Origin of the sequence: Bacillus sp. B-jedd, assembly GCF_000821085.1 — a bacterium.
In the GTDB taxonomy this organism is placed as follows: domain Bacteria; phylum Bacillota; class Bacilli; order Bacillales; family Cytobacillaceae; genus Bacillus_D.
Genome location: NZ_CCXR01000001.1, coordinates 1,085,640 through 1,111,302, shown reverse-complemented (window position 1 = coordinate 1,111,302; position 25,663 = coordinate 1,085,640). Strand labels below are relative to the sequence as shown.

At 42.9% G+C, this 25,663-nt stretch carries 22 protein-coding genes and 1 pseudogene; 7 read left to right on the top strand and 16 right to left on the bottom strand.

What is annotated here, in order from left to right; genetic code table 11:
• Nucleotides 1-41: 41 nt before the first annotated feature.
• On the bottom strand, nt 42-2,381 hold the full coding sequence (locus BN1002_RS05670; RefSeq protein WP_048824053.1) for a helix-turn-helix domain-containing protein: 2,340 nt from the start codon (nt 2,379-2,381) through the stop codon (nt 42-44).
• Nucleotides 2,382-2,621: 240 nt separating this feature from the next.
• Between BN1002_RS05670 and fosB the strand changes: the two genes are divergently transcribed.
• Nucleotides 2,622-3,035 (top strand): metallothiol transferase FosB, encoded by a 414-nt coding sequence (fosB, locus tag BN1002_RS05665; protein ID WP_048827774.1) that lies wholly within the window; start codon nt 2,622-2,624, stop codon nt 3,033-3,035.
• 149 nt (nt 3,036-3,184) lie between these two features.
• Here the strand turns inward: fosB and BN1002_RS24210 are convergent, their stop codons facing one another.
• Genes BN1002_RS24210 through BN1002_RS05655 form a run of 3 tightly spaced genes read right to left on the bottom strand, consistent with a single transcriptional unit; the run spans nt 3,185 to nt 5,277 of the window.
• On the bottom strand, nt 3,185-4,153 hold the full coding sequence (locus tag BN1002_RS24210) for a reverse transcriptase domain-containing protein (RefSeq protein WP_269429818.1): 969 nt from the start codon (nt 4,151-4,153) through the stop codon (nt 3,185-3,187).
• A 36-nt stretch (nt 4,154-4,189) separates the two neighbouring features.
• The gene (locus tag BN1002_RS24205) at nt 4,190-4,630 is read right to left on the bottom strand and encodes a hypothetical protein (RefSeq protein ID WP_231574979.1); all 441 of its coding nucleotides are present in this window, start codon (nt 4,628-4,630) and stop codon (nt 4,190-4,192) included.
• A 14-nt stretch (nt 4,631-4,644) separates the two neighbouring features.
• Nucleotides 4,645-5,277 carry an SLATT domain-containing protein gene (locus BN1002_RS05655; protein WP_048824051.1) on the bottom strand — a complete coding sequence of 211 codons (633 nt, stop codon included), beginning with the start codon at nt 5,275-5,277 and terminating at the stop codon, nt 4,645-4,647.
• A 247-nt stretch (nt 5,278-5,524) separates the two neighbouring features.
• Between BN1002_RS05655 and BN1002_RS05650 the strand changes: the two are divergent.
• Nucleotides 5,525-5,837: pseudogene (locus tag BN1002_RS05650) on the top strand (VOC family protein); the annotation flags it as partial.
• Nucleotides 5,838-6,114: 277 nt separating this feature from the next.
• On the opposite strand, the gene BN1002_RS24465 reads toward BN1002_RS05650, so the two are convergent.
• Nucleotides 6,115-6,204: a putative holin-like toxin gene (locus BN1002_RS24465; protein ID WP_442853388.1), complete on the bottom strand. Its 90-nt coding sequence runs from the start codon at nt 6,202-6,204 to the stop codon at nt 6,115-6,117.
• Nucleotides 6,205-6,692: 488 nt separating this feature from the next.
• Here BN1002_RS24465 and BN1002_RS05640 point away from each other — a divergent pair, with 488 nt between their 5' ends.
• Both BN1002_RS05640 and BN1002_RS05635 read left to right on the top strand, forming a co-directional pair.
• Nucleotides 6,693-7,457, top strand: a complete 765-nt coding sequence (locus tag BN1002_RS05640) for a SurA N-terminal domain-containing protein (RefSeq protein ID WP_048824049.1) — start codon at nt 6,693-6,695, stop codon at nt 7,455-7,457.
• A 205-nt stretch (nt 7,458-7,662) separates the two neighbouring features.
• Complete coding sequence (locus BN1002_RS05635; RefSeq protein WP_269429784.1) at nt 7,663-8,187, top strand: DUF2199 domain-containing protein; 525 nt, start codon at nt 7,663-7,665, stop codon at nt 8,185-8,187.
• 156 nt (nt 8,188-8,343) lie between these two features.
• Here BN1002_RS05635 and BN1002_RS05630 read toward each other — a convergent pair whose 3' ends face one another.
• From BN1002_RS05630 to BN1002_RS23185, 7 genes are all read right to left on the bottom strand, one after another.
• Nucleotides 8,344-9,600 carry a pyridoxal-phosphate-dependent aminotransferase family protein gene (locus BN1002_RS05630; protein WP_048824047.1) on the bottom strand — a complete coding sequence of 419 codons (1,257 nt, stop codon included), beginning with the start codon at nt 9,598-9,600 and terminating at the stop codon, nt 8,344-8,346.
• A gap of 48 nt (nt 9,601-9,648) precedes the next feature.
• Nucleotides 9,649-10,215 (bottom strand): restriction endonuclease, encoded by a 567-nt coding sequence (locus BN1002_RS05625; RefSeq protein WP_231574978.1) that lies wholly within the window; start codon nt 10,213-10,215, stop codon nt 9,649-9,651.
• A gap of 114 nt (nt 10,216-10,329) precedes the next feature.
• The gene (locus BN1002_RS05620) at nt 10,330-11,631 is read right to left on the bottom strand and encodes an MFS transporter (protein WP_048824046.1); all 1,302 of its coding nucleotides are present in this window, start codon (nt 11,629-11,631) and stop codon (nt 10,330-10,332) included.
• A gap of 238 nt (nt 11,632-11,869) precedes the next feature.
• Nucleotides 11,870-13,447 (bottom strand): SagB family peptide dehydrogenase, encoded by a 1,578-nt coding sequence (locus BN1002_RS05615; RefSeq protein ID WP_048824045.1) that lies wholly within the window; start codon nt 13,445-13,447, stop codon nt 11,870-11,872.
• 24 nt (nt 13,448-13,471) lie between these two features.
• Complete coding sequence (locus BN1002_RS05610; protein WP_048824044.1) at nt 13,472-15,412, bottom strand: TOMM precursor leader peptide-binding protein; 1,941 nt, start codon at nt 15,410-15,412, stop codon at nt 13,472-13,474.
• Nucleotides 15,394-17,334: a putative thiazole-containing bacteriocin maturation protein gene (locus tag BN1002_RS05605; protein WP_048824043.1), complete on the bottom strand. Its 1,941-nt coding sequence runs from the start codon at nt 17,332-17,334 to the stop codon at nt 15,394-15,396. Before BN1002_RS05605 ends, BN1002_RS05610 begins: the two co-directional genes overlap by 19 nt.
• 456 nt (nt 17,335-17,790) lie before the next feature.
• Nucleotides 17,791-18,174, bottom strand: a complete 384-nt coding sequence (locus BN1002_RS23185) for a heterocycloanthracin/sonorensin family bacteriocin (protein ID WP_442853387.1) — start codon at nt 18,172-18,174, stop codon at nt 17,791-17,793.
• A gap of 344 nt (nt 18,175-18,518) precedes the next feature.
• Between BN1002_RS23185 and BN1002_RS05600 the strand changes: the two genes are divergently transcribed.
• On the top strand, nt 18,519-18,764 hold the full coding sequence (locus BN1002_RS05600) for a DUF2164 domain-containing protein (protein WP_048824042.1): 246 nt from the start codon (nt 18,519-18,521) through the stop codon (nt 18,762-18,764).
• Between the two features lie 80 nt (nt 18,765-18,844).
• The gene (locus tag BN1002_RS05595; protein ID WP_048824041.1) at nt 18,845-19,729 is read left to right on the top strand and encodes an aminoglycoside phosphotransferase family protein; all 885 of its coding nucleotides are present in this window, start codon (nt 18,845-18,847) and stop codon (nt 19,727-19,729) included.
• A 636-nt stretch (nt 19,730-20,365) separates the two neighbouring features.
• Here BN1002_RS05595 and BN1002_RS05590 read toward each other — a convergent pair.
• A complete protein-coding gene (locus BN1002_RS05590) occupies nt 20,366-20,800 on the bottom strand; it encodes an SMI1/KNR4 family protein (RefSeq protein WP_048824040.1) in 435 nt (144 codons plus the stop codon).
• Between the two features lie 636 nt (nt 20,801-21,436).
• On the opposite strand from BN1002_RS05590, the gene BN1002_RS05580 reads away from it, so the two are divergent.
• Nucleotides 21,437-21,772: a DUF6054 family protein gene (locus BN1002_RS05580; protein ID WP_048827770.1), complete on the top strand. Its 336-nt coding sequence runs from the start codon at nt 21,437-21,439 to the stop codon at nt 21,770-21,772.
• Between the two features lie 126 nt (nt 21,773-21,898).
• On the opposite strand, the gene BN1002_RS05575 is transcribed toward BN1002_RS05580, so the two are convergent.
• The 3 genes from BN1002_RS05575 to BN1002_RS05565 form a co-directional block, all read right to left on the bottom strand.
• The gene (locus BN1002_RS05575; protein WP_048824037.1) at nt 21,899-23,074 is read right to left on the bottom strand and encodes a NupC/NupG family nucleoside CNT transporter; all 1,176 of its coding nucleotides are present in this window, start codon (nt 23,072-23,074) and stop codon (nt 21,899-21,901) included.
• Between the two features lie 264 nt (nt 23,075-23,338).
• Nucleotides 23,339-24,955 carry an FMN-binding glutamate synthase family protein gene (locus tag BN1002_RS05570; RefSeq protein WP_197072747.1) on the bottom strand — a complete coding sequence of 539 codons (1,617 nt, stop codon included), beginning with the start codon at nt 24,953-24,955 and terminating at the stop codon, nt 23,339-23,341.
• A gap of 39 nt (nt 24,956-24,994) precedes the next feature.
• Nucleotides 24,995-25,624 (bottom strand): NAD(P)H-binding protein, encoded by a 630-nt coding sequence (locus BN1002_RS05565; RefSeq protein ID WP_048824036.1) that lies wholly within the window; start codon nt 25,622-25,624, stop codon nt 24,995-24,997.
• Nucleotides 25,625-25,663 lie beyond the last annotated feature (39 nt).

Here is a 25,663-nt window from a genome sequence, read left to right as displayed (position 1 = left end):
GCCATTGATGGAATGTGCCACATCAACAGCTTTTCACCTTGCTATCCAATCGCTTTGCGGATTTCAAAGAAATGGATGGCGTTTGTTGTCATATCAGAATAAAACGTCCAATATTCATCGATCGTTTCGTCGTATAGTTCCAATGAGGGATAGCTTGTACGGGTAATATAATCAATAATCTCGGCATCGACGCCATATTTACTGCTCAGTTTCCACCAGTTTGTATACAATGCCCCGTTGTCTTTGTCAAAAATATACTTCCGGATCTGATAGTCCCCTTTTTGAATTCCGCTGATTCTCACGCGGATTGTCTTGTTCAATTTCTCGAGGAACGCCTCTTCAATTGAGAAATAAGGATTGATGTAATTGCAATTCATGAGCACGAGCTGGTAACCGCGGTCCGTTTTTGTCATGAGATGGTCCTGGCCAAACGAAACGACTGCCCCCTCGAGCTTTTTTGCAAAAAGCATCGCATAATAAGCGGGCCGCTTGCCGCTGAAATAATGGAACAGTTCCAGGCCCTCCAAGCGGATACGCATGTTCTGCTTATCTTCCTCATGTTTTTCCGTATTGATCCAAAAGGCCAGCGCTTCTATTTCCCCCGCTAAATCGAGCGCGTTTTTTAAAATGAGCGCGCCCCGAAAAAACGTCCCGTTCGTAAATCGGGTGCTTCCTGACAGGGTGTTCCATGAAACTAGGAAGAGTGGCTTATCTAACTGATACTTTTTCAGTAATCCCCTGACTTTCGCCGTTTTTTCAATAATGTAATTCTTTCCTACTTCATAACGCTCCTTACCGAGTTCCGTGAAATCAATGATTTCATTTTGGTTCGCCTCATAGCCGATGAAATCAATCCGGCTTCCTTCCTCCAAGAGCCAGCGATGAGGTTTTGGAATCGTTCCTTCCTGATAGGAAAATGGAAGCAGCACCCCTACCTTGATTTCCGGAATGAGCTGTTTGAGAAGCATTTGCAATTTTATATACATCCGGCGCAGGTCTTCAGCCTCTACCGCCGTCAAGTATGGCTCATGAAAGAGGATATGCCACGTATTCAGCTGGGGTGCCCCGTAAACCTGCAGGCAATGCTTTAGAAACTGTGTAAGTTTATCAAAATAATGGCCTTCATCGTCCGAGATTTCCTTATATTCCACACGTATAAACAGAGACAAGCCATTTTCCCTCATAAAATTGAGCGCGACGTCTGTGTTAAAGTAAGGCGAAGTAGTCGGAAATTGTTCGTCTGTTTCCACTCCCGGGAGAATGGCGGCCCCGCTTAATCGGCTGATCCCGATGAAATGGAGGCCCAATTCTTCCCTCACGCTTCTGATTTGTGAACGGACGTCTTCCCTGAGCAATTCATTTAATTCGCTGATAATCACGATATTTTCCGGGAGATCCAACTTTTTTGCCTTCTCGTCCTTGAGTTCAATCGTTAATTCTTCATAGCGTGTCTCCGTGTTGACATACATCTTGTCCCCAGCTGTTACGATTGCGCCCAATTTGCTTAAAATTTCCGGGGAACTTATCAGCATTTCGGATCCCTTCAAGCTATAAGCATGGACGACATCTTGCCCGCTTTCCACTGCATGGCTTTCCCGATATTGATGCGGCGTTGCCCCGTAAACTTCTTTAAACAATTTTGAAAAAGACTTTGTGTTCGGAAAGCCATTTTTCAACGATATTTGTGAAATCGAGTCGGTTGTATACACTAGGTCTTTCACGCTATGTTTAAGCCGGACATTCATCAGGAACCGGCTGAAGCCGATCCCGGTTTTTTGTTTAAAATAGCGTGATAAATAAGCGGTCGATAGGTACGCCTTATTCGCCAATTCTTCCAATGTAATCGGCTGGTCGTAGTTTCTCTCGATGTAGTTGATCACTTCTATGATTCGCTGGTCATTGGCGTCAATTTTTTCAAAAATGGTCCCCTCACTGCTGAAATTGCGGATCAGATTCAAGAGGATTTGGCAGATTGCCTGTTGGACCTCAAGCTGATACGTTTCATCTTTTCGCAAATAGGAGATCATCATTTCGGCAAGCAGTTTCCTGTTGTTATCGATCATGACTTCCCTGCCCATTTCCACTTCCCTTGAAAAACAGTGAAAGCGGCGGTTATGGTACTCAGGGTAATTCCTGCTGAAAAAGGAGTCGGTAATTGTTACGGACAGGACGGTATTTTGGTTTTTCGCGCGCGCCTCGTAAACCTGATTCCGGTTCAGGACGAGTAAATCATTGTCCTCCAGTGAATAAAATTGGCTATCCGTTTCCACGGTCAAGCTTCCGTCGATGACAAAAAGAATCAGGATGCCCCTGTTCACTTTCGGGGTTAAAGTTTCAATTCTTTTCAGTTCTATTAGAAAATCAGAATCATGATTTGCCAACTCGCATCACCACGTTTTAAAATTGGATTTTATTATTTCCGGTACGTTCATGTTATCGTTATTTTACCCAAAACTCAGGAGAGTCAGCCTAAAGGGGCTGGTATTCGGTATTGTTTAGGGAGTGGGTGTTTCAGTAACGGACGGGGCGCGTTTTCCGTCTATTTGTTGGATGGAAGACGTTGTGCGTTGTCGCCAGCCGCCCTGCCGGCTGGCTTTTGCAAAGAAAGGGGGTTGAAAGATTTGGCTGTTAAAGGGTTGAATCATTTTCTGTTTTCGGTGAGTGATTTGGAGAGGTCGATTGCTTTTTACCAAGATGCGCTAGGGGCGAGGCTGCTGGTGAAGGGGCGGAGTACGGCTTATTTCGACCTGGCGAGGATGTGGCTGGCGCTGAATGAGGAGAAGGATATTCTGCGGAATGAGATACGGGCGTCGTATACGCATGTTGCGTTTTCGGTGGATGAGGCGGATTTTGACGGTATGGTTGAGCGGCTGAAGCGTCTTGGCGTGGAGATTCTGCCTGGGCGGGAGCGGGATAAGCGGTCGGTGTATTTTATGGACCCGGATGGACATAGGTTTGAGTTCCATACGGGGACGCTGGAGGATCGGCTGGATTATTATCGGGAAGATAAGGGGCATATGGAGTTTTTTGAATAAGTACAAATCTGTTCAACTTCAAAAGACACTAGATTCTTGAAGTTATCATTTTTAGCTTAACTTAGGGAGATGGAAACTCACCATCTCCCTAAGTTACGCTTCAGTTCCCATAGTAAATCAAGATAAGTCTATAAATAGATATGCCTTTGTTATTTGTAGGAATCCTTTACAAACAACTCTAGGTATTCAACGTAGTCGGCATTAACTAACGCAATTTTGTTTAACAAGTCCTGATTCTTGACTTTACTTTGAAATAAATAGGAGACAGCAACCAATGTATCACGGAAAGTAAATACATTATTTTTAAATAAAAAATTTAATATCTGTTTGATTTTGGAACCATTATCTGATATCATTCGACCTTCCTCTAAATACCTATAAACTAGTATGTATAAAACAGTAAACTCTGCAGGATTAAACAATATATACTTCCAATTGGCGACTAACTCTTTCATTTTCGTTTCATCTAACTTTTTCCATTTATTTGAGTAAATGATGTTTCTTAATACTTTGTTAACATCTTCCTCATTTATGGAAAGATATTTTATCGATAATTTCTTGTATTGTTCAAGATCTACTCCATCCTTTTTTTCTATTGTGCATAATCGATTTACTAACTCATTTAAATGCCCGTTTTCCACTACTTCTAAAGCTTTATCCTCTACTAATTTTTCACTTAAAAAATTCACTTCATAATCATGTTCAGGTAATTCAATAATATTTTTGAACTCATTAGGACTTAACATTTTTGTTTTAGATGTATTTAATGTCAGCCTGTCTTCCCATAAATAATAACTTAACTCATTTAATAAACTGTTTTTTTTCTTTCGATCGATTCTACTATCATTAAATATTAAATACATATCATCTACATAACGTATTAATTGAAGTTCTTCTCTTGCCAATAAATCGCGAACTTTATTGTCAAAATCAGTTAAATAAAGTTGAGAAAGTAATGATGAAGCTATAGAAAAATGGAACTGAGGGAGACTTTCTATATTACAAAATTTAAAAAAGTAGTTCAAATCCTCAATCACTTTAGTTGGGCCTAATATATTTTGTAATTTCCCTATTAAGTTTGGAATTTTTATTGTATTAAAAAAGTCTTGAAGATCTATCTTTAATGCGGGGTTTCCAAGGTATTTCTTTCTTTCTTATTGAAATTTTTTGTAACTACAATAATATATTCCACTTTTTTTTATTTCTTTTAAACTTAATCTTATATCTAATAACCCAGAGTAAAATACTTTCATGTTTTTACTAGAAAAATTAACTTCTCCATTGACACTCATATATTGGTAAAAAATCCGAAAAACTAGATATGTATAGTAAATATAATAAATCGGATTTATTAAAAGCATATTTCTGGGAGTAAAATAATCATTTTTATAAACAAAGTCCCTGACTAGATAAGGAGAATAACAATTACAAAATCTATCTATTGGCAATGACAAAATATTTAATATTTGATTCTTGCCAATCTCATTTAAAACTTTTTTGTTAGCAACAGTCTGGGGATTATAGTTATTATTATTAGATATTACGAATACATAGTTATATGCTAACTCCCTAATATTATTGTCTAAAACGCTCATTGTTACACCCCTAGCTAAAAGAGAGTTATTCTTGCTAATAACGGCAATAAGATTATTAAGGCAATATTAAAATTTAATACAATATTATCCACAGTAAAATCATAAACTTTTTGGACTTTATGATTGCTATTTAACATTTCACTCATACTTCTTTTATAATCTATAGGGTGATGATTTTCATTGTTTTTTAATATAGTCTGATATTCAAACATTATCGTATTATACTCTTCTACATATTCCTTTTCTGTTAAGCTGTTCTCATTACTATTTTGTTTTATTATTAAATCCTTTAACCTCAGAATTAAATCTTCTATATCTAATTGGTGATAGTGAACCTTTAGGGATCTTTCATTGTAATTAAGTTCATTTATATAGTATTGAATTAATATAACGTATATTGAAAATAAGCCTGATAATACAGTAAATGAAGTATGACTAAATACTGGATGTATCTCTTTACCTCCAAGGGACAATAAAACAGAAATCACAGCTTCGATATTCATCACAAATAAAATTGATTTCCACTTTTCACTGTAGCCTTTTAATCTCAGACTCATTTTTATTCTAGTGTTCCGTGTCTTATTTAAAGTTTTAACTTTCTTTTCAATTTCAGAGAATATGTTTACTTCCTTGTAGTCAGCATCCATAAATTATCCTTATCCTCCATTTTTAGACAAATACTTTCAAAAGTATCATAACACAAAAATAATTGGTTTGGATAAACATTGATAAATCTTAGAAGCATTATATAGATTGGCTGCCCAATGACTAATAATATTTGTTGTTGTATTACTTTATTTCCTTGTTACCATATTTCCTTTTTCCGACTTTATTTTTTTATTTTTTGAAAACAGCTATTTAATGAACGGGAACCTAAATTGAGAGGCATATAGTGTGACAGGCAAAAGTACAGCGTATTTCGACCTGACGGGGATATGGTTAGCACTGAATGAGGAGAAGGATTCCGCGAAATGAGATACGGGCGTCGTATACGCATGTTGCGTTTTCGGTGGATGAGGCGGATTTTGACGGTATGGTTGAGCGGCTGAAGCGTCTTGGCGTGGAGATTCTGCCTGGGCGGGAGCGGGATAAGCGGTCGGTGTATTTTATGGACCCGGATGGACATAGGTTTGAGTTCCATACGGGGACGCTGGGGGATCGGCTGGCGTATTACCGGGAGGATAAGGGGCATATGGAGTTCTATTAATTGGGAAACACGACACCATGGACGAAAAGACAATTTAACGACTTGATTATCACTCATTCATGTTTTATTTTTTAAAAATAGGATAATTACATAAGTAACCTGTAACACTTTATAGAAGTTGAAATTCTATAAAATATGGTATAATAGTTCCTGTTGAAACGTATATACCAATAAAGACCGAACATGCTGGTACCATGTCCGGTCTTCCAACAGGCGGTTCTCGCAAGGGGCCGGCATTGGGGCAGTTAATCCACCTTAGCGACTACTCAAGGGTGGATTATTTTTTTTGTGAAAAAGCCAGTATTGTGACAACGAATCCCGCGAATGCAATCATTAGCGTCAGCGATTCGTATACTGTCACCGGCATCACCCCTTTCCCTAGGAGTGACCGGGCCACCCTTGGACAAACCGATCCAATTGTTCTTCCATTATACCACCTCATGCATATACATACGGACACATATTCGCCAAAAATAGGAATTTGGATGTTGGGAAAATACTAAATTTGTTAGTTTGTGAATATTTTTGGTTGGCAATTGATAGTTTTTCGTGTTATAAAGGAAAGGTGTTAGCAATAAATTCCAATTAGACCGTAATGCCCTTTAAATTCAAATGCTCGCTGGCCTTCAGCCTTCCTTCTAATATTTATACAAATTGGAATTTACCTTCCAAAAATACATATTTCTTTTATTCCCATACCGGACAATTGAATTGAGCTTTTTATGTTTCAAATGTGTGAAAAATATTAAAACTGAGTGCATATTGTTTCTTTTTCCTTGGAATAACTTTATAATGCGCACTAGGTGACATTTTTGAAGGAAAAATTATACTTCCAGCCTCAGGAGGAGACAGATTATGAAAAAAATGATGTTTATCTTATTAACCGGTCTAATGGCCGTTGTTTTAGCAGCATGCGGAGGAAATGAAGATAGTAAAGAAGCCAAAAATGACAAAGGAAAAACAGAAGAAACCGCTCAGCAGAAGGAACAGCAAAAGCAAATCGCAGAAATGCAAAAGAAATTAAAAGCACAGCAAGTAGATGAAAAGAAAACGGTTGCCGTAGTGAATGATAAAGAAATTTTGGGAAGCGACTATAATAGCGCTTTAACGTATGCACAAGGACAAATGCAGCAAATGGGACAAGATCCGACTTCTAAAAAAGCTGCAGAGCAAGTGAAGAACCAGACAATTGATAGCTTAGTCGGACAAACTCTTCTACTCGAAGAGGCGGAGAAAAAAGGCTATAAAGCTTCAGAGGCAGATATTAATAAGCAGCTGGATGAAGTAAAAAAGCCGTTTAAAACAGAAAAAGAATTCGATGCCGCTCTTAAAAAAGCCGGCATGAATCTGACAACACTTAAAGCACAAATCGCCGATGATATTAAACTTTCCCAGTACGTTGAGAAAGAATTGCCGGCTGGCAAAATAACCGATGAAGAAATTCAAAAAACGTATGATCAATATGCGGAACAAGGAAAGGCTGCTGGACAGGAAGTGCCCAAGCTTAAGGAAGTAAAACCGCAAATCGAACAATCTCTTCAACAGCAAAAACAGCAGGAAAAACTTGCTCTGCGGGTTGAAGAGTTAAAGAAAAACGCCAGGATTGATATTAAGATTTAACATGCTTCACGCGAAACTGAACTGCTAGGGGCTGTTGGCAATCGCCCCATCAAACGAAAAAGAAGATGGCTCTCTACAAAATGTGGAGGTCATCTTCTTTTTTTTTCTATAACTCGGCCCAATTTTAAGGACACCTAGGTTTGAACAGGAAAAAGAACGGTATAGGTAGTATAGGTTGTAAGAGGAAATTCTTAGGAGGATTATTGTGGGCAGCTTTAATAAGAGAGGGTATATATGCAGATGTTGTGGACAGTATCATGATGAGCTCCCGATGAGTTATGGGAGTATTGTTCCTGCTTATTATTATGCTATTCCTGAAGAGGAACGCGAGGATCGTGTTGATTTAACGGACGATGTTTGTGTCATTGACGAAGAATACTTTTTTATTAGGGGATGTATAGAGATACCGGTTCTGGATGGAGAAGGCCCTTTTGTTTGGGATGTGTGGGTCTCTTTGAGTGAATCCAATTTTGATAAAACGATCGATTATTGGGAGTTTGAAGGCAGAGAACATGAGCTGGAACCAATGTTTGGCTGGCTCTCCACGTCACTCCCTTGCTATCCGGACACGTTAAATTTAAAAACAATGGTCTATACGAGAGAAGTGGGCTTCAAACCCTCTATTGAACTTGAACCAACAGACCACCCCTTAGCAATTGAACAAAGAGAAGGTATTGGCATGAGCCGTATTCAGGAGATTGCAGAAGAGTTGTGCAGAGAAACAGAATGATTATTAATCAATTATTTAATAAAAGCTAAAAAATAAAACAGCAGAAGAGCGCTTATGGAATGCTCTTCTGCTACTTTCAAGATTCGCTTGGCTTCCTGCAAAATTAGAGCCGCTTTGGATCTGTCCAAAAGAAAGGCCATCTATTTGTTCAATCATTTAATTTGCTGCGGCTGCTCCGAGATTCCGCTGTTTAAATTCATCGTACACGTTTAAGGCTGCCTGTAGACTTTCACCTTTATTAACATTGAAGCCCTTCCGGATAAGTGTTGCTTCTAATGCCGCGAGTACATGAAGAATATTTTTTTTGCGCGAGCTATATCCCATTGACCCAATCCTCCAGATCTTGCCATGAAGAGGCCCAAAAGAACTTGCGATTTCTACTTCGAAATCTTCCAGCATCATGGAACGTACCTCTTCACCGTTTATTCCTGGAGGTATTTCAATTGCCGTTACAACAGGAAGCTTATGGTTTTCATCACCAAAAATATTTAAGCCCATCGCTTTAATTCCCTCAACTAATGCTTTTTCATTTAACTTATGGCGGGCAAATCGGTTTTCCAGTCCTTCTTCGAGGATGATGCGAAGCCCTTCTCTTAAAGCATATTGCATGCTGGTCGCTTCAGTATGATGATTAAGACGAACAGGACTCCAATAATCCTGAAGCTGTGCTAAATCGAAATAATTGCTCGTTATTGGATTTGCAGATGACGCGCTTTCAGGTGTTTTCAAGCCCATTTCAATGCTCTTTCTTTTATTGATCACTTCTTCAATCCGCTTGTTGAAAGTAATCGGTGCTAAACCGGATGGAACAGATAAGCATTTTTGCGTACCGCCAATCACCGCATCAAGCTTGAGTTCATCCACCTTGAGGTCGACTCCACCCAATGAGGCAACAGCATCGACAACTAAGAGAACATCTGCATTTCTGCAGGCTTCTCCAATTTCCTTTAGCGGCTGCATGCAACTAGTTGATGTTTCGGCATGGACGATGGCAACAATTTTCGGAGAAACCTCATGAATCTTGGTGATAACATCTTCGGGATCAAAAACCTCTCCCCATGGAACCTCCATTGTCGTAACGTCTGCTCCATAACGCTTGCAAATTTCCGTTAATAGATAGCCAAATCGGCCGAATATGGGAACCAATACCTTATCGCCGGGTTCAATTATACTGCACAGGACAGCTTCAATGCCCGCCCTGGAAGTTCCATCAACCGGGAAAGCCCAGTGATTATCTGTTTGAAAAACGGCTCGAAGCATTTCCATTGTTTCGTTCATAATATTCGTAAAGGCAGGATCAAATTGCCCTAAAATCGGCGTGGCCATTGCCCTCAATACTCTCGGATCGACCTCGACCGGGCCGGGTGTCATGATTGTTCGAAGCGGGACATTTAAATCTGTGAACTTAGTCATTTATCTAACTCCTATTATGAATAAAGTTTTTTCTTCTAAAATCTTTTTTTAGCCCGCCTTCTTCATGTTAAGGATTTGTTGAATGAGATGGTCCCTGTCAATTAGCTTTACCGAATTGGACTTGGCCAGTTCCATTGCGGCTTTGGTGAAATAACTGTTCGTAATCACCCAAGCTTCACCGGCGTTGTAATGAGATTGGGCGGCTTTAATTTCTTGGACCGCTTTTACGCCAACGTTTTTGCTATATCTTTTTGCTTGAACGACAATTTTCCGGCCGTTTTGGGATAAAACCAGGTCTGCTCCAAAATCTCCACTCGCTTGTGTCACTTTGGCAGTATAGCCAATAGCAGAATACAATTCTTTTAAATAGTGCTCAAATTTAATTCCATCCATTTTATCAATTTCATTTATGCCTGAGGCCCTAAGTCTTTCCCTTAACTTTTTGTTCCTAATTAGCAGCAAAGCTATTACCACAGCCCAGTAGACGATTGTAATTGAAACAGTTGTCTGGATAGAATTAGTAGCAAAATAGATTAAAAATGCTGGCACTATAAATATTAAAGAAAATAAAGATTCTAGTTCTTTTTCTTTTTTAGTCTTCCTCCTAGCCATCATAATCCCCTCTTTTTCACTTTTTTGACTCTATTATCCATAAACTACCACATTTCCTCTTATTTGGATAGGTACTCAAGTCAAAACAAATGGAAAAAGAAAGTCTAATAGCAATCCTTAGGCTTTGCCCTGTTTATTGATACCTGCCCAAAAAATAATCGGGATGAGCAGTAATGATAGCAAGGCGCCTGCAATTGAAAGGGTTCCATAGTTAGATTGCGCGACGATGATACCGGATAAACCTCCGCCCAGTGCTCCTGATAAGGCAATCCACACATCGATAGCCCCCTGCGTCTTGGCCCGGGTAGCTGGTAGAGTGGCATCTACAAGGATTGCTGTGCCGCTAATCAACCCAAAATTCCAGCCGAGCCCAAGTAAGACGAGTGCCGTAATCAAGACCCCCATTGAATCAGCGGGTCCCATGGCAGCCAGGATACCCGCTGCAAGCAGGGTGATGGCCGAGGCAACAGCCATTGCGGCGCGGCCAATTTTATCGACAAGGAAACCGGTCACCAAAGAAGGCAAAAACATGGCCCCTACATGAAAACCAATGACCATGCCGACATCTTTTAAATCATGCCCATAATGCCCCATATGGACCGGAGTCATCGTCATAATTGCAATCATCACAAATTGAGTAAGAACCATGACGGATGCCCCGGCGAAAATTCCCCGCCTGTTGTTCTGGATCCCAGCATTTATTTCCTCTGAATGTGAATGGCCGGCTGAACTTTTCGCATCCTCTATTGCTTTTGCCACAAGATACGGATCAGGCTTGAGAAAGATAAAGAGAACAAGGCCAGCAAGGATATAAGCTGCGGCAGCCAATATAAATGGCCCGGCTAAAGCAGGAATTCCGATGGATACAGCGAATCGGCCCATAACATCCACGAGGTTTGGGCCGGCGACAGCGCCAAGTGTTGTCGAAACCAGCGCCATACTGATCGCCTTTGCCCTTTGTGTTGAGTCTGCCAAGTCCGTTCCCGCGTAGCGTGCCTGAAGGTTAGTGGCTGCTCCGGCCCCATAGATGAGCAGGGAGGCAAATAATAGCAGGATGCTATTCATTAAGGCTGAAATAATCACCCCGACAGCGCCGATTCCTCCAGCCAAAAATCCCGTCGCCAATCCAGATCGGCGTCCAAATCGCTGGGACAGGCGGCCCACAATCAAAGCGGCCCCGGCTGAGCCTAAAGTAAATAGTGCTGTAGGAAGTCCCGTTACGCTTTCGGTCCCTAACATGTCCTGGGCGAGGAGCGCCCCGACTGTGATACCCGCAGCCAGTCCCGCCCCACCAAAAATTTGGGACATGACTACAACTAGTAATGTTCGTTTATAAAGCTGTTTTTGTTTTTCTGGAGAGCGGATGTAATCTTTTAACCATTCAGGTTCAACGTCCGCTTTTTTTAAGGTACTTTGCACAAATGGTCCTGCCTTTCTAAAACACTAAGATTCTTTCTAATTGTTCTGCAATTGGATTTCAGTCATTCTAACACGCGCCAAAAAACCACACAATCATTTAATTGTGTGGCGAACAATATAATAATGGTTTGTCATTACGATTAATCAAGTTCATTCAATAAAAGCTTTAGGAGGAACACTCCTTTTACAAGCTCTTCCGGCGTTTCAGGCGCGCTGACCGAAATCCTGACCGCCTTTCCTAACCAAGCACCCCACCTTTTAACCAGGCGCGTGGGCGGTATGGTCCGACTGGTATTTGGATCAAGCACGTTTTCCCTTTGGAATCGGTCCTGAATAGTTCATCAGATTGGTTCGCATCAAATCCCAATATAGCGTGCCCTCCCATTCCTAGAGCACCCGACACTAGGAGCAGCCGTTGCACGAGAATGCCCGCTTCCATTTGTTGAATGCGGTAGCCTCTATACCCCAGACACTCTTTGAGGTGCCCTTTGTCTCCAACTACATGCATACAGAGTGGGACTTGATACATATTTACAAAAGGCATCGTTAGTCCGGATTGCATATACTCCCGGTAATCCCCCACGGCTATTCTCTGAAGTGCATGAGTGCCAGTTTCATAAGAATAGGCGCCATCAGGCATTCCCTCTACATGATAAAAACTTCCATATAATGAGACACGCTTCTCGATTTGCCCCTCTGTCTCGTCAAGGTCATTTTGATATGGGAAAGACAATGTCTCTTTCAAAAGAGTCGACAATTGTGTTTGGTTTACATTTCCTAATGTAAAATCAAGACCGGGAGAATACCGCTTCCTGCAAGCAGCTGCGAAGTCATAGGAAAAGCTCTCTGTAACCGGGAGCATGGACAGCTTCAAATCTAAGGGAAGTTTCTCACGTTGCGGTTTTTTTATTTTGACAAAAGAATCCGTTGTATCAAACATCGATTCTTCATTCAATCTTTTCAGTATCGGATAATCAATGACTCGCTTCGAACGGTTATAGGTAGCATGGTTCAACTCTGGAATTTCCCGGCACAGTTCAACTGAAGTAAAGATTTCTCCTCTCCCACCGTTGCCAACACAACGAATTGGTTTCGTGCTTAACGGGATGACCGCGTATACACTTTCCTTTTGCTCGGATAATCCAAGCAATTGATTAATGGGCCGATCAAGAAACTGATAACAAACCCGGGTTGAAAACCCCATCGTATCTGCGGTTTCCAACGATTGCCCAATAACCACTCCTGCATCCAACCCTTGAAGCCTATAGGAGAAATTATTGTATTTATAGAAATTCTTCCAAAAGACTGTCGAGACAAAAACGGTGCAAAAGCAGTCCGAAATTGGCTGGCTATTCCCAAGGCTTCTCGATAGGTAGGAATCGTAATTGCCTTCCCTCAGCAAAATAAGACGATGATGGGCTACATCGTAATGATAAATACCATCTGGCGCATCATCCAGCTTCATATACACATATAATTCATTTGGATACAACGCCCCTCCAGAAGGGACAAATCTTCGTAGCGACTGTGTAAAGCCCGCATTTTTCCCGTCAGCTCCATCAGGCATATGAGATTGGGCGAACTGGGTTAGACCGTATACATACCATAAGAAATGGCCAAGCTCCTCCAGACTAGGGTTCCGATCCTCTTCTCTCTTCTGGAGAGTTAACGGCACTTCTGCGTTTAGAGAGATTTCGGGCAAGCCACGGTACAATTTATATGGAAGGGGCGCGTCCTCCCAATCCACCTCCCAATCTGAAGGGAAGACTTTTTCCGTGTCAAAATGCAGTTTGTGTAAAAAGGTATCTAGTTCCAAATCTTTTGTCCTCCTACTCTTCCACTATGGGAATGGATGGGGAAGTGGATTAAGCTGTTCATACGTTAGCGGTTCCTCCTCAAAACCCAGCTGCATCGGTACCGTGAGCACCCTTTCAAGACCTTTCACGCGGTTAAGGTGGTGCCCGAATGTCATCGGCAGCATCCCGGGAATGAGTACTTTCACGCAAAATAATCCGTTCCGCTCGATGACAGGCGAGGTTTGGTCAACGACAATCACATCAAGATTCAAACGGCGGAATCTCTGCAAAACATCCTGAAGATCGTCCTTTAAATCAGCATTGGCCGGCGGTTCTTCGAATTCCTCGGCAAACGTACGTAAAGGTCGTTGATCATTTAATAAAAAGTCAAACCGTCCCTCGGCTTCCTTCAGTCCGTAAAGCATTCCATGGTCCTCCATCGTCCGCACTGCGAACGGATCGTGCAGCATCTTTTCATATTTTTGCCTGTTTGCCTCCAATTTTTCGTCATCCCTGAACATCATTCCGGCAAGCTCGAAGATCGTGCTTTTGACCGCCTTTATAGGATCAGGGTTCGCAGCTGCGGCACAAATGATGTTAACTCCCTTGGTTCTTTTGTTTTTTGCGATCGCCCACACACTTGGGATGCCGTGTTCCATCGTTGAATTGTAAAAATGAAGCTCATATCCGGCCACATCTTGAATACGGTCGACCATTAGCTGTAATTCAGGATCTTTTGCAGAACGAAGATCAAGCCGGGGCAGTGGCAGCTTGGCATACCACGTTAACAAGAATGAATCCCGCTCGACGACCTCCATGATGGCATGAAAGATGGCCTCCTCCAAACTCCCGCCGATCGCACATCCGTTGGAGGTTTCATAAACAAAGCCATTCCCGCAGCCTAAGCTATAGTAGGCAAGCAGCTCTGGAACCAGGATTGGCCGTTCCTGTAAAAAGGAGTAACCCCAAACCCAATCCATTGGGACGTCAGGATTGAACTTTTTGAAAGGGAAATGGGGCTTTTCATAATGTTCGGGTTCATGGACACCGACACTGGCAGGATCCAATGCGTTCTGTTCCAACTTCCGGTAACACTCCCGAACGACGGACTTTTTTCCCCTGGGGCCAATCCCGCAATATCGCTCCAATCCTTCTAAAATGGCCGTCAGTTCACTGATTTCATAAGAATTAGTCCGCCCCGCTACTCCCTCATCCCCTCCAAACAGCGGCATTTTCATTAATACATCAGCAAACGGCAGCCGGATGTCCTGCATTTTCCCATTCAGGAGTCCGGTCCGGTAATCAAAATAATCTTTGACTAACACAGATTTCAAATCATCCATCGAACGGCTGCGATAACTGCCTTTATTGATTTTCGGGCTTGATTCCAGCTGGATCCGGGCTAATTCAGATGTATCAATTGGCAATGAACTGCAAATTGGGCACGTTGGATCAGGCAGGAAAAAGTGGCGTGAGGCAGCTAGCGTCTTTAGGTTCGTGATGTATATGCTTTCTTCCAAGCTGCTGGCTTCTCCTTTAAGAATCCTCCCGACTTCATGACTGACCAGCTCAGCCATTTGAGATAATCCGCTTCGTGATACCCAAGCATCGCGCCTGATATCTTTTTCAGCTGCCATTTTCGCTTGAAATTGCCACATTTCCTGGCGATCAGGTCCTGCTGTCAAAAGCCGGATATCGGCACAGCAACAGCATCCCTCGGTATCAGGCCGTACGAACGGGCCGATGATTCCTTCCCCGAATGAAACGAATCCCCGAAGCCACGGAACCCCAGCCTCTCTGAATCGTTTTTCCGCTTTTTGATGAACCGCTGGTTGCCACGAATCGTGGAGCACCAGAGCTAATTCTGTTCCGGCCGGAATGGCTTCTTCTATACTTTGGCGCTTTATTGCATGGCTTTTGGATAATTGATGATAGACAATATCCGCTAATAACCCGTTCCCATCGATCAGTATTTGGGCCGCCAATAGGATTCCTCCTCTCGAACCTGTACACCAAATACACCTGCCAATTCCTCTTTCAGAAATGGTTCGAACGAGAGGTCATAAACAAAAAGACGCTTCCCGTTTTCTTGTAAAACTTGAAAGGCTGACTGCAGCAGCTCCAATTGAGTCAACTCATCACATGCAGGAATGCTGAGTTTGGATTCTTTTTTGCCCGGAAAACCAGCTGGCTCCGTTTCCTGACTTACCATTGATTGATCCTCGTTTTGTGCTCCTAATAGGGCTTCTTGCAAGGCATTGCGGCATGCATAAGTTAAATTTAGCCCTGTCTTCGTGTAGCATCGGCCATTCGACCTTACCCGGATGACAGGAAAGCCCAGAATATCCTCTTCCATCTCGATAAATGATGGTCCATTCAAGGTCGTGAGTGCGTTTAAATAATATTTGCATTCACGATCTTCAATTGATTCTTCCTGCAAAACTAAGATCTTGCCCTGTTGATCTTCCTTTCTTTTCTTTAATTCCTCATCCAAAAAGCATTGAAGCCCCCGGCAAACGGCCTCATCGATTGTTTCTCCTGCTCCGATGCCTATAAAGTTAGAGCTCAGATTATCTGAATCAATCAATTGTGATACATACATTTCAATGCCAGTAAGGCTGGCATTCCTTTTCGCATCCTCATGGGTGAAACCAGCACAAATCACTTCCGGGAGAAGGTCTGCCGGCCCCTCGGATATTGGATTTACTGCTTGAACAGAGCATTGTGCAAGCGGAAGCTGGGGTAAATTCCGTTCTTCCCAAAAATGGAGAATCCCGATCTCTTCCGAAGCCAGCAGGCTAAAAAACTCCAAAAGCTTGCTTGGCGGAGAGTTACGGTTCGTTTCATTTTCAATCCTTAAATCAAGGTCTTCTAATAGCCTCGGAGTTCGGTTTGCGGACGTAACCAACGGGTGGGAAATGAATGATAACCAGTTTCCTTCCATTGTTTCCAGATCAAGCATGTAAATTTGATTGCTTTGGGTCGAAGCTTCAATTCCGGCAGTTTTTTTGAAAAATTCAAATGCAAGGACATTTGCCAGAATCGATCCGGCTGTTGAAGAAAAGTTGTCAGCTTGCTGATCGACCCCAACGGCAGATTGATGAAGGCGGCGCCATGCGGACTCCCAGCATCCATCCGAGTCTGGATGGACGACCGGACCAGTTAGTCCTACTTGCCCTAAACATATGGCTGGCAAAAGACTCTTTCCTTCCTCCTTGCAAACAGCGTTCAATTCCCTTAATTCATTTACATTCCCATCCTGCGAGATATAGAGAACCCAATCATATGGCTGTACAACTTGTTCCCAAAAGCCTGTGGTTCTCCTATTTTCGAATAGGACTTCCTTAACCTCCACCTCGGAGTCAGCTTCACTGGCGTTCCGCACCAGCTCATCAATCCGCCGCCGATTCGTTCGTATCGATTCCGTTGCGAGAAAATCAAGTTTAGGAAGGCCAGATTCAATTAATGCACTCATTAATGAAACGAGTATCGGACCAGCTCCGACAGCCAAAACTTTAGCCTGACGGAATTCCTGAAAGTGGTATGCACCGGAATCAGTAAAATTCTCGATAAATTCAATTTGTGAAGAGTATTTATCTAGAACAGCAGGTGTTAATTGGTGTTCACGGTCTTGACTTATATCCCGCAAAAATCCATTCTCGTACAACGTTTCTCCAATCTCATAAACTCTCTTCTTGTATGAGTCCGTTAGCCCCTCTGTTATCCCCCCCATTGTTTGCTCCCCGTTGAACATCGGAATCAGCATTTCAATCCACTGATAAATAGTACTGCCTTTCATCCGGAATGAGCTTTCGTTATTTCTAAAATACACTCCGCCTTCTGGATCAGGCAGATAAAATGTATCTCTTCTAACTTTCAGCCGCGTGGACGAGTTCAATTTGGCCATTCCGCTCCTCCTTATTCCTAATCGATTCAAACTACGCACTATCATTTTATGTAGTTCAATTTGTCCTTTATGAATTCCTAAATAGCAGTATCCCTGCGATATACTCGCAGGGACACATTTTTGATGAAACTTCTACTTTTTTGCCTCAGTTCTCCTTGTTTGTGTTGATTTCCACTTTGGGGATATGCTTTCCGCGGGGCGGACCGTGGAGCCTCCTCGGCGTCATAGACGCCTGTTTGTCTAGCTGCAGCGCCTAGCCCCTCGAGGTCGCTTCGTTCCCGAAGGTAAAGTCAAAGAACGACTTCCCCTTCTGGCCCTCCAGCGCTTGTCGGGGCTGACCAAGGCGCTTCCGCTTTTCGAGGGGTCTCCACGTGCCGCTGCATCCCGCCGGAGTCAGTCCCCTCCGTTCCAATCAGCTTCTTGAAAATCAACCTTCACTATTAGCTGAGCCATCTGTTAAATCCAAATGCCAAAACCGCCATAGCAGCTATAGCAGCCATAGCAGCTGTAGCAGCCGAAGCAGCTTAAACCAATACCAAATCCAAAACAGCCGCCAAAACCTCCACAGCGACCAAAGCCCCCACAACGGCCAAAGCCTCCACAACGGCCGAATCCACCGCAACGGCCGAATCCGCCACAACGGCCAAACCTTACATCCTCGCTATAAGGATCTAGATGAGTTAACTCGCTAACTTGGTATGGGGCCATTTCCAAGCTTTGCAATTGGTTATGAAAATTCTGCATTTCTTCTTCTCCTTTATATTTATTATCAGGGTAAGCCGAACCCTGACGCGAGAGTTGGATGAAGTCAAAATCAATTTGGGCATTCAGATAATTCATGTACTCTCTAAATCAAATTATGATTCCTTTTAGGCCACTGTTACTGATGTAAGAGCCTATTTAACACCGGATGCAAAAATAACCTTCCAACACTGGTTGTTTGGAAGGTTATTTCAGGTCGTCCAGGATGGAAACGATTCTTGATTTCACTGTATCCTTCCAGAAGATAAGCGCTCGCCAACGTCAAGTTGACTGTGCAGTAAAAAACGGGATCGGCTTAGGAAAGCATATTGCCTGTGCTTATCCCCCTCTTGTACATATTTTTTGAGAAAAAAACAGTCTATCTCTCTCTCAACTTCCAAGGTATAGTTACAGTCATATTCATTTCAAAAGGAGTGTTCTTGATGTTTATTAAGCTATCGAAAGAGCAACAGCAGAAAATGATTTCTGATATCCAATATTTCTTCTCCGATGAAAGGGATGAAGTGATCACAGAATTTGCTGCAGAAAGAGTGTTGGATTTTGTTAAGGAATCCCTTGCTCCCCATTTTTATAACGCCGCGGTTCTGGATGTTAAACATGTAGTTGAACAACAATTTTCTTCTATTGAGGAAGAAATACTTACGCTTGAACGCCCAATTAAAAGCTAATAAGGCACTATGCCTTATACTTCCCGGATTAAAAAACGTATAATTAAATTTAAAATAGTCCGGGAAAGGAATGAGTTACGATCATAATTGATTCCTCATTAGTAGCAAAACTAATTAAAGAACAATTTCCCGAGTGGGCTCATTTAGAAATTAAACCGGTTAAAGTAAGTGGCAATGATAATCGGACTTTCCATTTGGGGAATGAAATGAGTGTTAGGCTGCCAAGTGCCTCTGGATATGTTCCACAAGTGGAAAAAGAACAAAAGTGGCTGCCGATTTTAGCCCAAAAGCTTTCAGTCCCTATCCCCTCACCACTTGCAAAAGGAACACCAACTGAAGATTATCCGTTTCCTTGGTCTATTTATAAGTGGATTGAAGGAGAAGCTTTAACTAGAGAAAACGTTGATGATCTAAATCAATTTGCAACAGACTTAGGTGGTTTTTTAGTTGAACTGCAATCCATTAACGCGAGTGGAGGTCCGTTGACCGGAGCCCATAATTTTTATCGAGGTTCCCATCCTTCCGTCTACGACCAGGAAACTAGAAATTCCATTAAAAATAATCGCGATACTTTTGACGAAGGAATTTTGACAAGGCTATGGAATTTAGCTTTGGATTCCAGATGGGAACTGGATCCTGTCTGGCTTCACGGAGATGTCGCGCCAGGAAATATTTTAGTGAAGAACGGGATGCTTCATGCTGTCATCGACTTCGGAATCCTCGGAGTTGGAGATCCCTCCTGTGATGCCGCCATGGCGTGGACTTTCTTTGATCATGAGAGTAGAGAAGTTTTCAAGGCTGTCTTAAAGATGGATGAAGAGACATGGAATCGGGCAAGAGGATGGGCCCTGTGGAAGGCTTTAATCACTTATGAGGAAAACAAACTCACAGATGTTTTGAAAGCAAAAGAAGCACAAAATGTCATATTAACCATAATGGAAGATTCCGAATCCACCCTAAGCTGAAAAAGACTATTACATCGACTTCCCGAATTGGGAGGTCTTTTTGTTTGCCAAAATTTTTTGCAAGGTGAATTGCCCTTCATGGAAAAGAAAAAAAGTCCCATTCAATCAAGAATTGGACTAGAAAATTGCTGTTTATTCTGTTACTCGCCTTCAAAGCTTCATTTTTTATTTCCACTCAGCTTTTTGGGCTTTAAGCATTTTTCGTTCGGCTCTGGATGGTTTTCTCCGGCCTTGCAGCACGTTTATATGTTTGGGCTCTTCTCTTCTTTTTTGTGCAAAGGTCTGATTAAACTGCCAATAAAGATTAGCCCCCAACCCACAGTTGTCATTATATAAAAAACCTTCTTTGATTCTAGGTAACCAAGTGGATAGATAATAGCGCTTGTTAAAATCCCCAGACCGAAAAAGCTAATACTATATCCAATCAATTTTAGGTTTATATTAATCCACTCCCACTCTAATCTTTCTAATTCTTCACTATGTATTTAAAGCCTTTTTGTAAAAGTAATGAGTTTAATTCTCTTCTTACATAAAGCATAACCAATTTAACTATATATGGAAATAGGCTCCTTAAACAAAAAAGCGTAAACCCTTCTGGATTCAACAAAACCGTGGGTTTAAGAGGGAAAGTGGAATTCAGACAGAAATTTCCCCGCCAATCCACCCTTTAAGGAAATCTTCCAATGAAGACGCAATTACCCTTCGACTATCATTTTCATGATTCCATACATAAATACTCTCATTCTGAATAGTTTCGTTACCTATTAAATATCCAAACAAGTCACCATTACCTGCATCAGAGAAAAACAAAAAATTGTCTAAAGGCTTTATGAACCCCATATTTTCGTGCAAGGACCAAAAGAACTTATTTTCTTTTATCATCTGTTCTGTTGACCAAACTAAGGAAATTCCGTAGTTACCGTATACCCCATTTGTTTCATTGTATAATTCAGCCAATTTTTCAGGCAAATCAATTTGTAACTCCTTTTCAACTGATAATATCTCCGTTTCAGTTGCGGGTGCTTTAAACTGACACTCTTGTGAAATACTGCTTAAATAAGCTTTCCACATAATTAATAATTACCCCTTTAAAGATTTCTTGATTAATTTTTGCTCACGAATTTTTTATAAGGAATTTCAGTTTCCTAATAGTTCTCCAACTCATTATTTAAGTCCTCCATCAATACATCTATCTCAATCATTACAGAAACTTCATTGATTGGGAAAATGGATGGCCCTATAAAAGGCAAAGTATGCTCGGACGAACTTCCCCTACCCACTGTCCTACCCCGCTAGTTGTATACCTACATTTATTTTAACATTAATATCCAATACCCCTGCCTATTATTTACATATTTATTCCTTATATTTTGGTTGAACTTAATAAGTACATTATTTAAGTTGAATAGCTGGTTGATTGGAGCTCAGGCATGTAGACTCCTGCGGGATTGAGCAGCAAGGGGAGACCCCACAGGAGCTTTGCTCCGAGGAGGCTCCACTGATGCCCCGCGGAAAGCGAAATGCCCGGAGCGGAAATCAACCACCCCGTACCTGTCGAATATCAATTTTTAATTCAACCTACATAGCAATTAACATACTGGCACTAGCTTGTTACTGCATTTTCCAAATTAATGAAATAACAGGCGAAATAATAGAGGAAAAGAGACTTTTATACCGAAAATAATTATGGGAGAGGATGAGGCAAACATGGCCAAGTATGAAAAGACAATGATCGGTCAATTTGAGAGTGTGGTTAAACGTTTGGAAAACGATATTAGTAATAGTGGAGTGAGCATGAACTTAGTTGATGAAAGCAACTATAGTAATGGAGATACTAAAATTGCAGTTAGGGTTTATGATAAATTTTTCATGAGGAATGGAAACAGAGCCAGTTTGAGCCTTACCGTAGTAGGTTCTGACAATGATATTTTTATTTCAGCAATTGGTGCTGGCGGTGGACAGGGCATTTTTTTAAACTTTAGTCTTGGTGCTGAAGATGATATGGTGTCAATCGTGCGAAATAGTGTAGAACAAATGGAATAATTCTATATAAGGGCTGACCCAAATGATCACCTGAATGGCGACTCAATTGGGTCAGCCTCCTTTTTTATGACCAAGTACTTAAAAACCCCCTTCAGCAATGCCGAAGGGGGCTGGACTTCTTCACTATTAAAGGAACAAACCTACAATCGTACCTGTTAGGATTGACCCCATTGTTGCGACTAGCAGTACCTTTAAACCAACTTTAGCTAATCGGCTTGCCTGTTCGCCGCTGATAGCTTGTACAGTCCCAAGGACAATCCCGACAGATGAGAAGTTGGCAAAGGAAACAAGGAATGCCGAGACAATGCCGACTGTTTTATGGGACATGTCAGGCATGATTTTCATAAAATCAAGCATCGCTACGAATTCATTGGCAGCTACCTTTGTTCCCATAACGGAACCCGACCTGACAATCTCGGACGCTGGAATCCCCATCATATAAGCGATTGGGGCAAAAACATATCCGATAATTTCCTGGAAGGTCATACCCACTATTTTTTGCAAAACAAAGTTGATCATCGCCAGCAAGCCAATATACGTAATAAGCATCGCGCCGACGATTAAAGCTGTTTTCCCTCCGATTAAAGCGCCGTTACCGATTGCCTCAAATAGTGATTTCTCAGGAATCATTTCTTTGATATCGATTTCTTCATCTTCCTCTTTCGGCACTGGAGCAACCATTGACGAAAGAATCAAACCAGAAAAGACGTTAATCGGTAAAGCTACCAGAACATACTCAGCAGGAATCATCTGCATATAAGCCCCTAATATCGAACACGATACTGCCACAAGGGATGAGGTGACGACGATAAAAAGGCGGTTTGGTGAAAGCTTGTGGATCTGCGATTTTACCGAAAGTATTGCGGTAGTGTCACCGAAAACCATTGAGTTAGCCGCGACAAACGATTCGATTTTCGGAAGGCCGGTTATTTTGGCAACCGCCCCGCCGATGTATTTAATGGCCAATGGTAAAATTCGTGTATACGTCAAAATGGAAAGAAGTGCGGATACGAAAACAATCATCATTAATACATTAACAAAGAAAAAGTTCTTTCCTGCGAGGTCACCGAATACGAATGCAATCCCTTCGTTCCCGAAAGAAAGGATTTTATTGAAGACATCCACGATTTTTTGCAGGACTTTTTTTCCGATTGAAGTGTTGAGCATGAACCAGGCGATGAACAGCTGAACAGCGAGCATGATCCCTACCGCGCGGTAATTGATGTTTTTCTTATCGTTTGACATGAGCCAGGCAATACCTATGAGTGCAAGAATACCAATAATCCCAAGTAAGATTGTCATGATGTGTTCTCCAATCTATAAAGCAACTAACCTTTTATGTCGATGGCCATCCAGTTAACGCTTTCATTTTTATTATTATTTCAAAATAATTATTCCACAAATCCCACTCATTTTAAACCTCCAATTTTTACCCATTAAAGTTCACCCGGAGGGATTTGCAAACCACCCAAGGAATCATTATGTAAGCCAGCTGGACCGCAATAGTATTGAATTGCACGCCCATTGGCAGCGAAGCAGGGAATTAATCCCTGCTTCACTCCTAAATCAATTCGCCGCTCGTTCCTTGGTCCTAATTTCGTCAACTCTTTCCGGTGTTAGAATAATATCTCCGACGGAGGAGACTCTGCCCCATTCGTCTTTGTAGACGATGTGCTTGCGCTCGAATTTCACTGGGGTGTCGATGCCGGAAGCGGCTGCCAGGTTGAAGAGGCCTTCGCGCAACGAGATGACATAGTTGGCGACGCGGTACATTTTTTCTTCAATGACGAGTCCGTCCTGCAGCTTCGGGTCGGTTGTCGCCACTCCCGCCGGGCAGGTATTTGTATGGCAACGCCCCGCCATGATGCAGCCGACGCTCAGCATAAAGCCGCGTGCGATGTTAACGAGATCCGCGCCCATGGCCAGTGCAATCGCGATTTTGTCCGGTGTGACGAGCTTGCCGGATGCAATCAGTTTCACCCGATCGCGCACCTCATACTTCTTCAGCATTTCATCGACGACCGGCAGCGCCGATTGAATTGGCAGCCCGACTGAATCGGCGAGCTCCTGGTACGTGGCGCCTGTACCGCCTTCCCCGCCATCAACGGTGATGAAATCCGGGCCCATCCCGGTATCCCTCATTATCGATGCCATCTCTTCAAGTGAATCAAGGTCACCGACGACAATCTTGATCCCGACCGGCTTCCCGCCGACATCCCTCAGCCTCTCGATGAAATCGAACATTTCATGGTAATTGCCGAATTCATAAAACCGGTTCGGGCTGTTAATAGTTTTGCCAGGCTCCACAAGACGGATGCGTGCGATTTCCTCGGTCACTTTTGCTCCCTCAAGATGGCCGCCGCGGATTTTCGCGCCCTGGGCAAGTTTCAGCTCGAACGCCTTGATTTGCTCCAGTTCGCTTTTTTGTTTGAATGCTTCCCAGGAAAACTCCCCGGCCGGCGTCCGGACGCCAAACAGCCCCGGCCCGATTTGCATGATGATATCAGGGCTCCCTGCCAGATGGTAGTCGGAAAGCCCGCCTTCCCCGGTATTCATCCATGTCCCACCGGCAAGCGCGAGCCCTTTGGATAGCGCGGTGATCGCATTTTTGCCGAGCGCGCCGTAACTCATCGCCGACTGGCCGACAAGCCCCTTCACCTTGAACGGTTTCCGGCAGTTGGTGGCGCCAATCACAATCGCATCTTCATCATGCAGGTAATACGGATCGACCTGCTTTTCCTCTCGGTGCTCCCTTCTTGTAATCAGGCCTTCCTCATCAACTTTATAGACCATAGTATTGATTTTTTTGCTGTTATCAATGCGCAAATCTTCGCGTTGCTTCGGGAACATACTGTTGCGGATATAATAACCGCTTTTCGAAAAATCGCGCTCCGAGCCAAAGCCGATCAGCCGCTCCTTGTATTTGCCTGCCTTGACGACGTCCTCGAATTCCTTCCTCGGAAACGGTGTGCCTTCAAGGTTATTCTGGAACAGGTATTGCCTAAGCTCGGGACCGACCTGCTCGGCCATGTAGCGGATCCTTCCGACAAGCGGAAAATTCCTAAGGATCGAATGCTGCTTCTGTGTATCATCTTTCCGGTAAAAATACGCGGCAGCCGCGGCAGCACCAAGGACCGCGGTCCCTTTCAAAATTGCGGGAAGAACCTTTTTCATGTCTGTCATCGTATCACCCTTCGTATTAAAAATGGATTTCCATTGTCCCTACAAATCGGTCAGCGCCTGGCGGATTGGCGTTTCCCCTGCCGTCACGGCAAACGTTTTGTTAAACGACCCTTCCATCTCAAGCACCTCAACCAGCACCGAGGCAAGGTCCTCTTTCGGAATCTCCCCTTCTTCATCGGCGAGGGCTTCTGCCACTTCCACTTTCCCCTTCCCCGGCTTGTCCACCGGCTTGCTCGGCCTGATGATCGTGTAGGCAAGTTCTTCTTTTCGCAAAAGCTCTTCCGGTTTTTCTTTCAACTCCACCGTCCCGGAACCGCCGCCCTCATTTTCATCGCCCCTCAAGGGACTCAGCAGCACAAAACGTTTCGCCCCGTTTTTCTTGGCTGAACTGATTGCATCATTGACTGACTCGTTATCGACAAGAATCGGTTTGCTCTCCCCTGTCCGTTGGCTCGCGCTCCCCAAATATATGACCGCCTCGCATCCAAAGAAAGCTTCCGAGTAATCCTCTCCATCCGTCACAACAACATCCGACGCGCCAAGCTTCTTCAATCCATCCCTGGCATTTTCCGATCCAGCCAAAGCAACCGCCTCATACCCTTTTTCGGCCAAAAGCTTCACTACTTGTTCTCCTGCCAGATCATTTGTCCCAATCACAAGTACTTTCATCGTAACCCTCCCTGCCAGTTTTAATGATTAAAAGGGAAA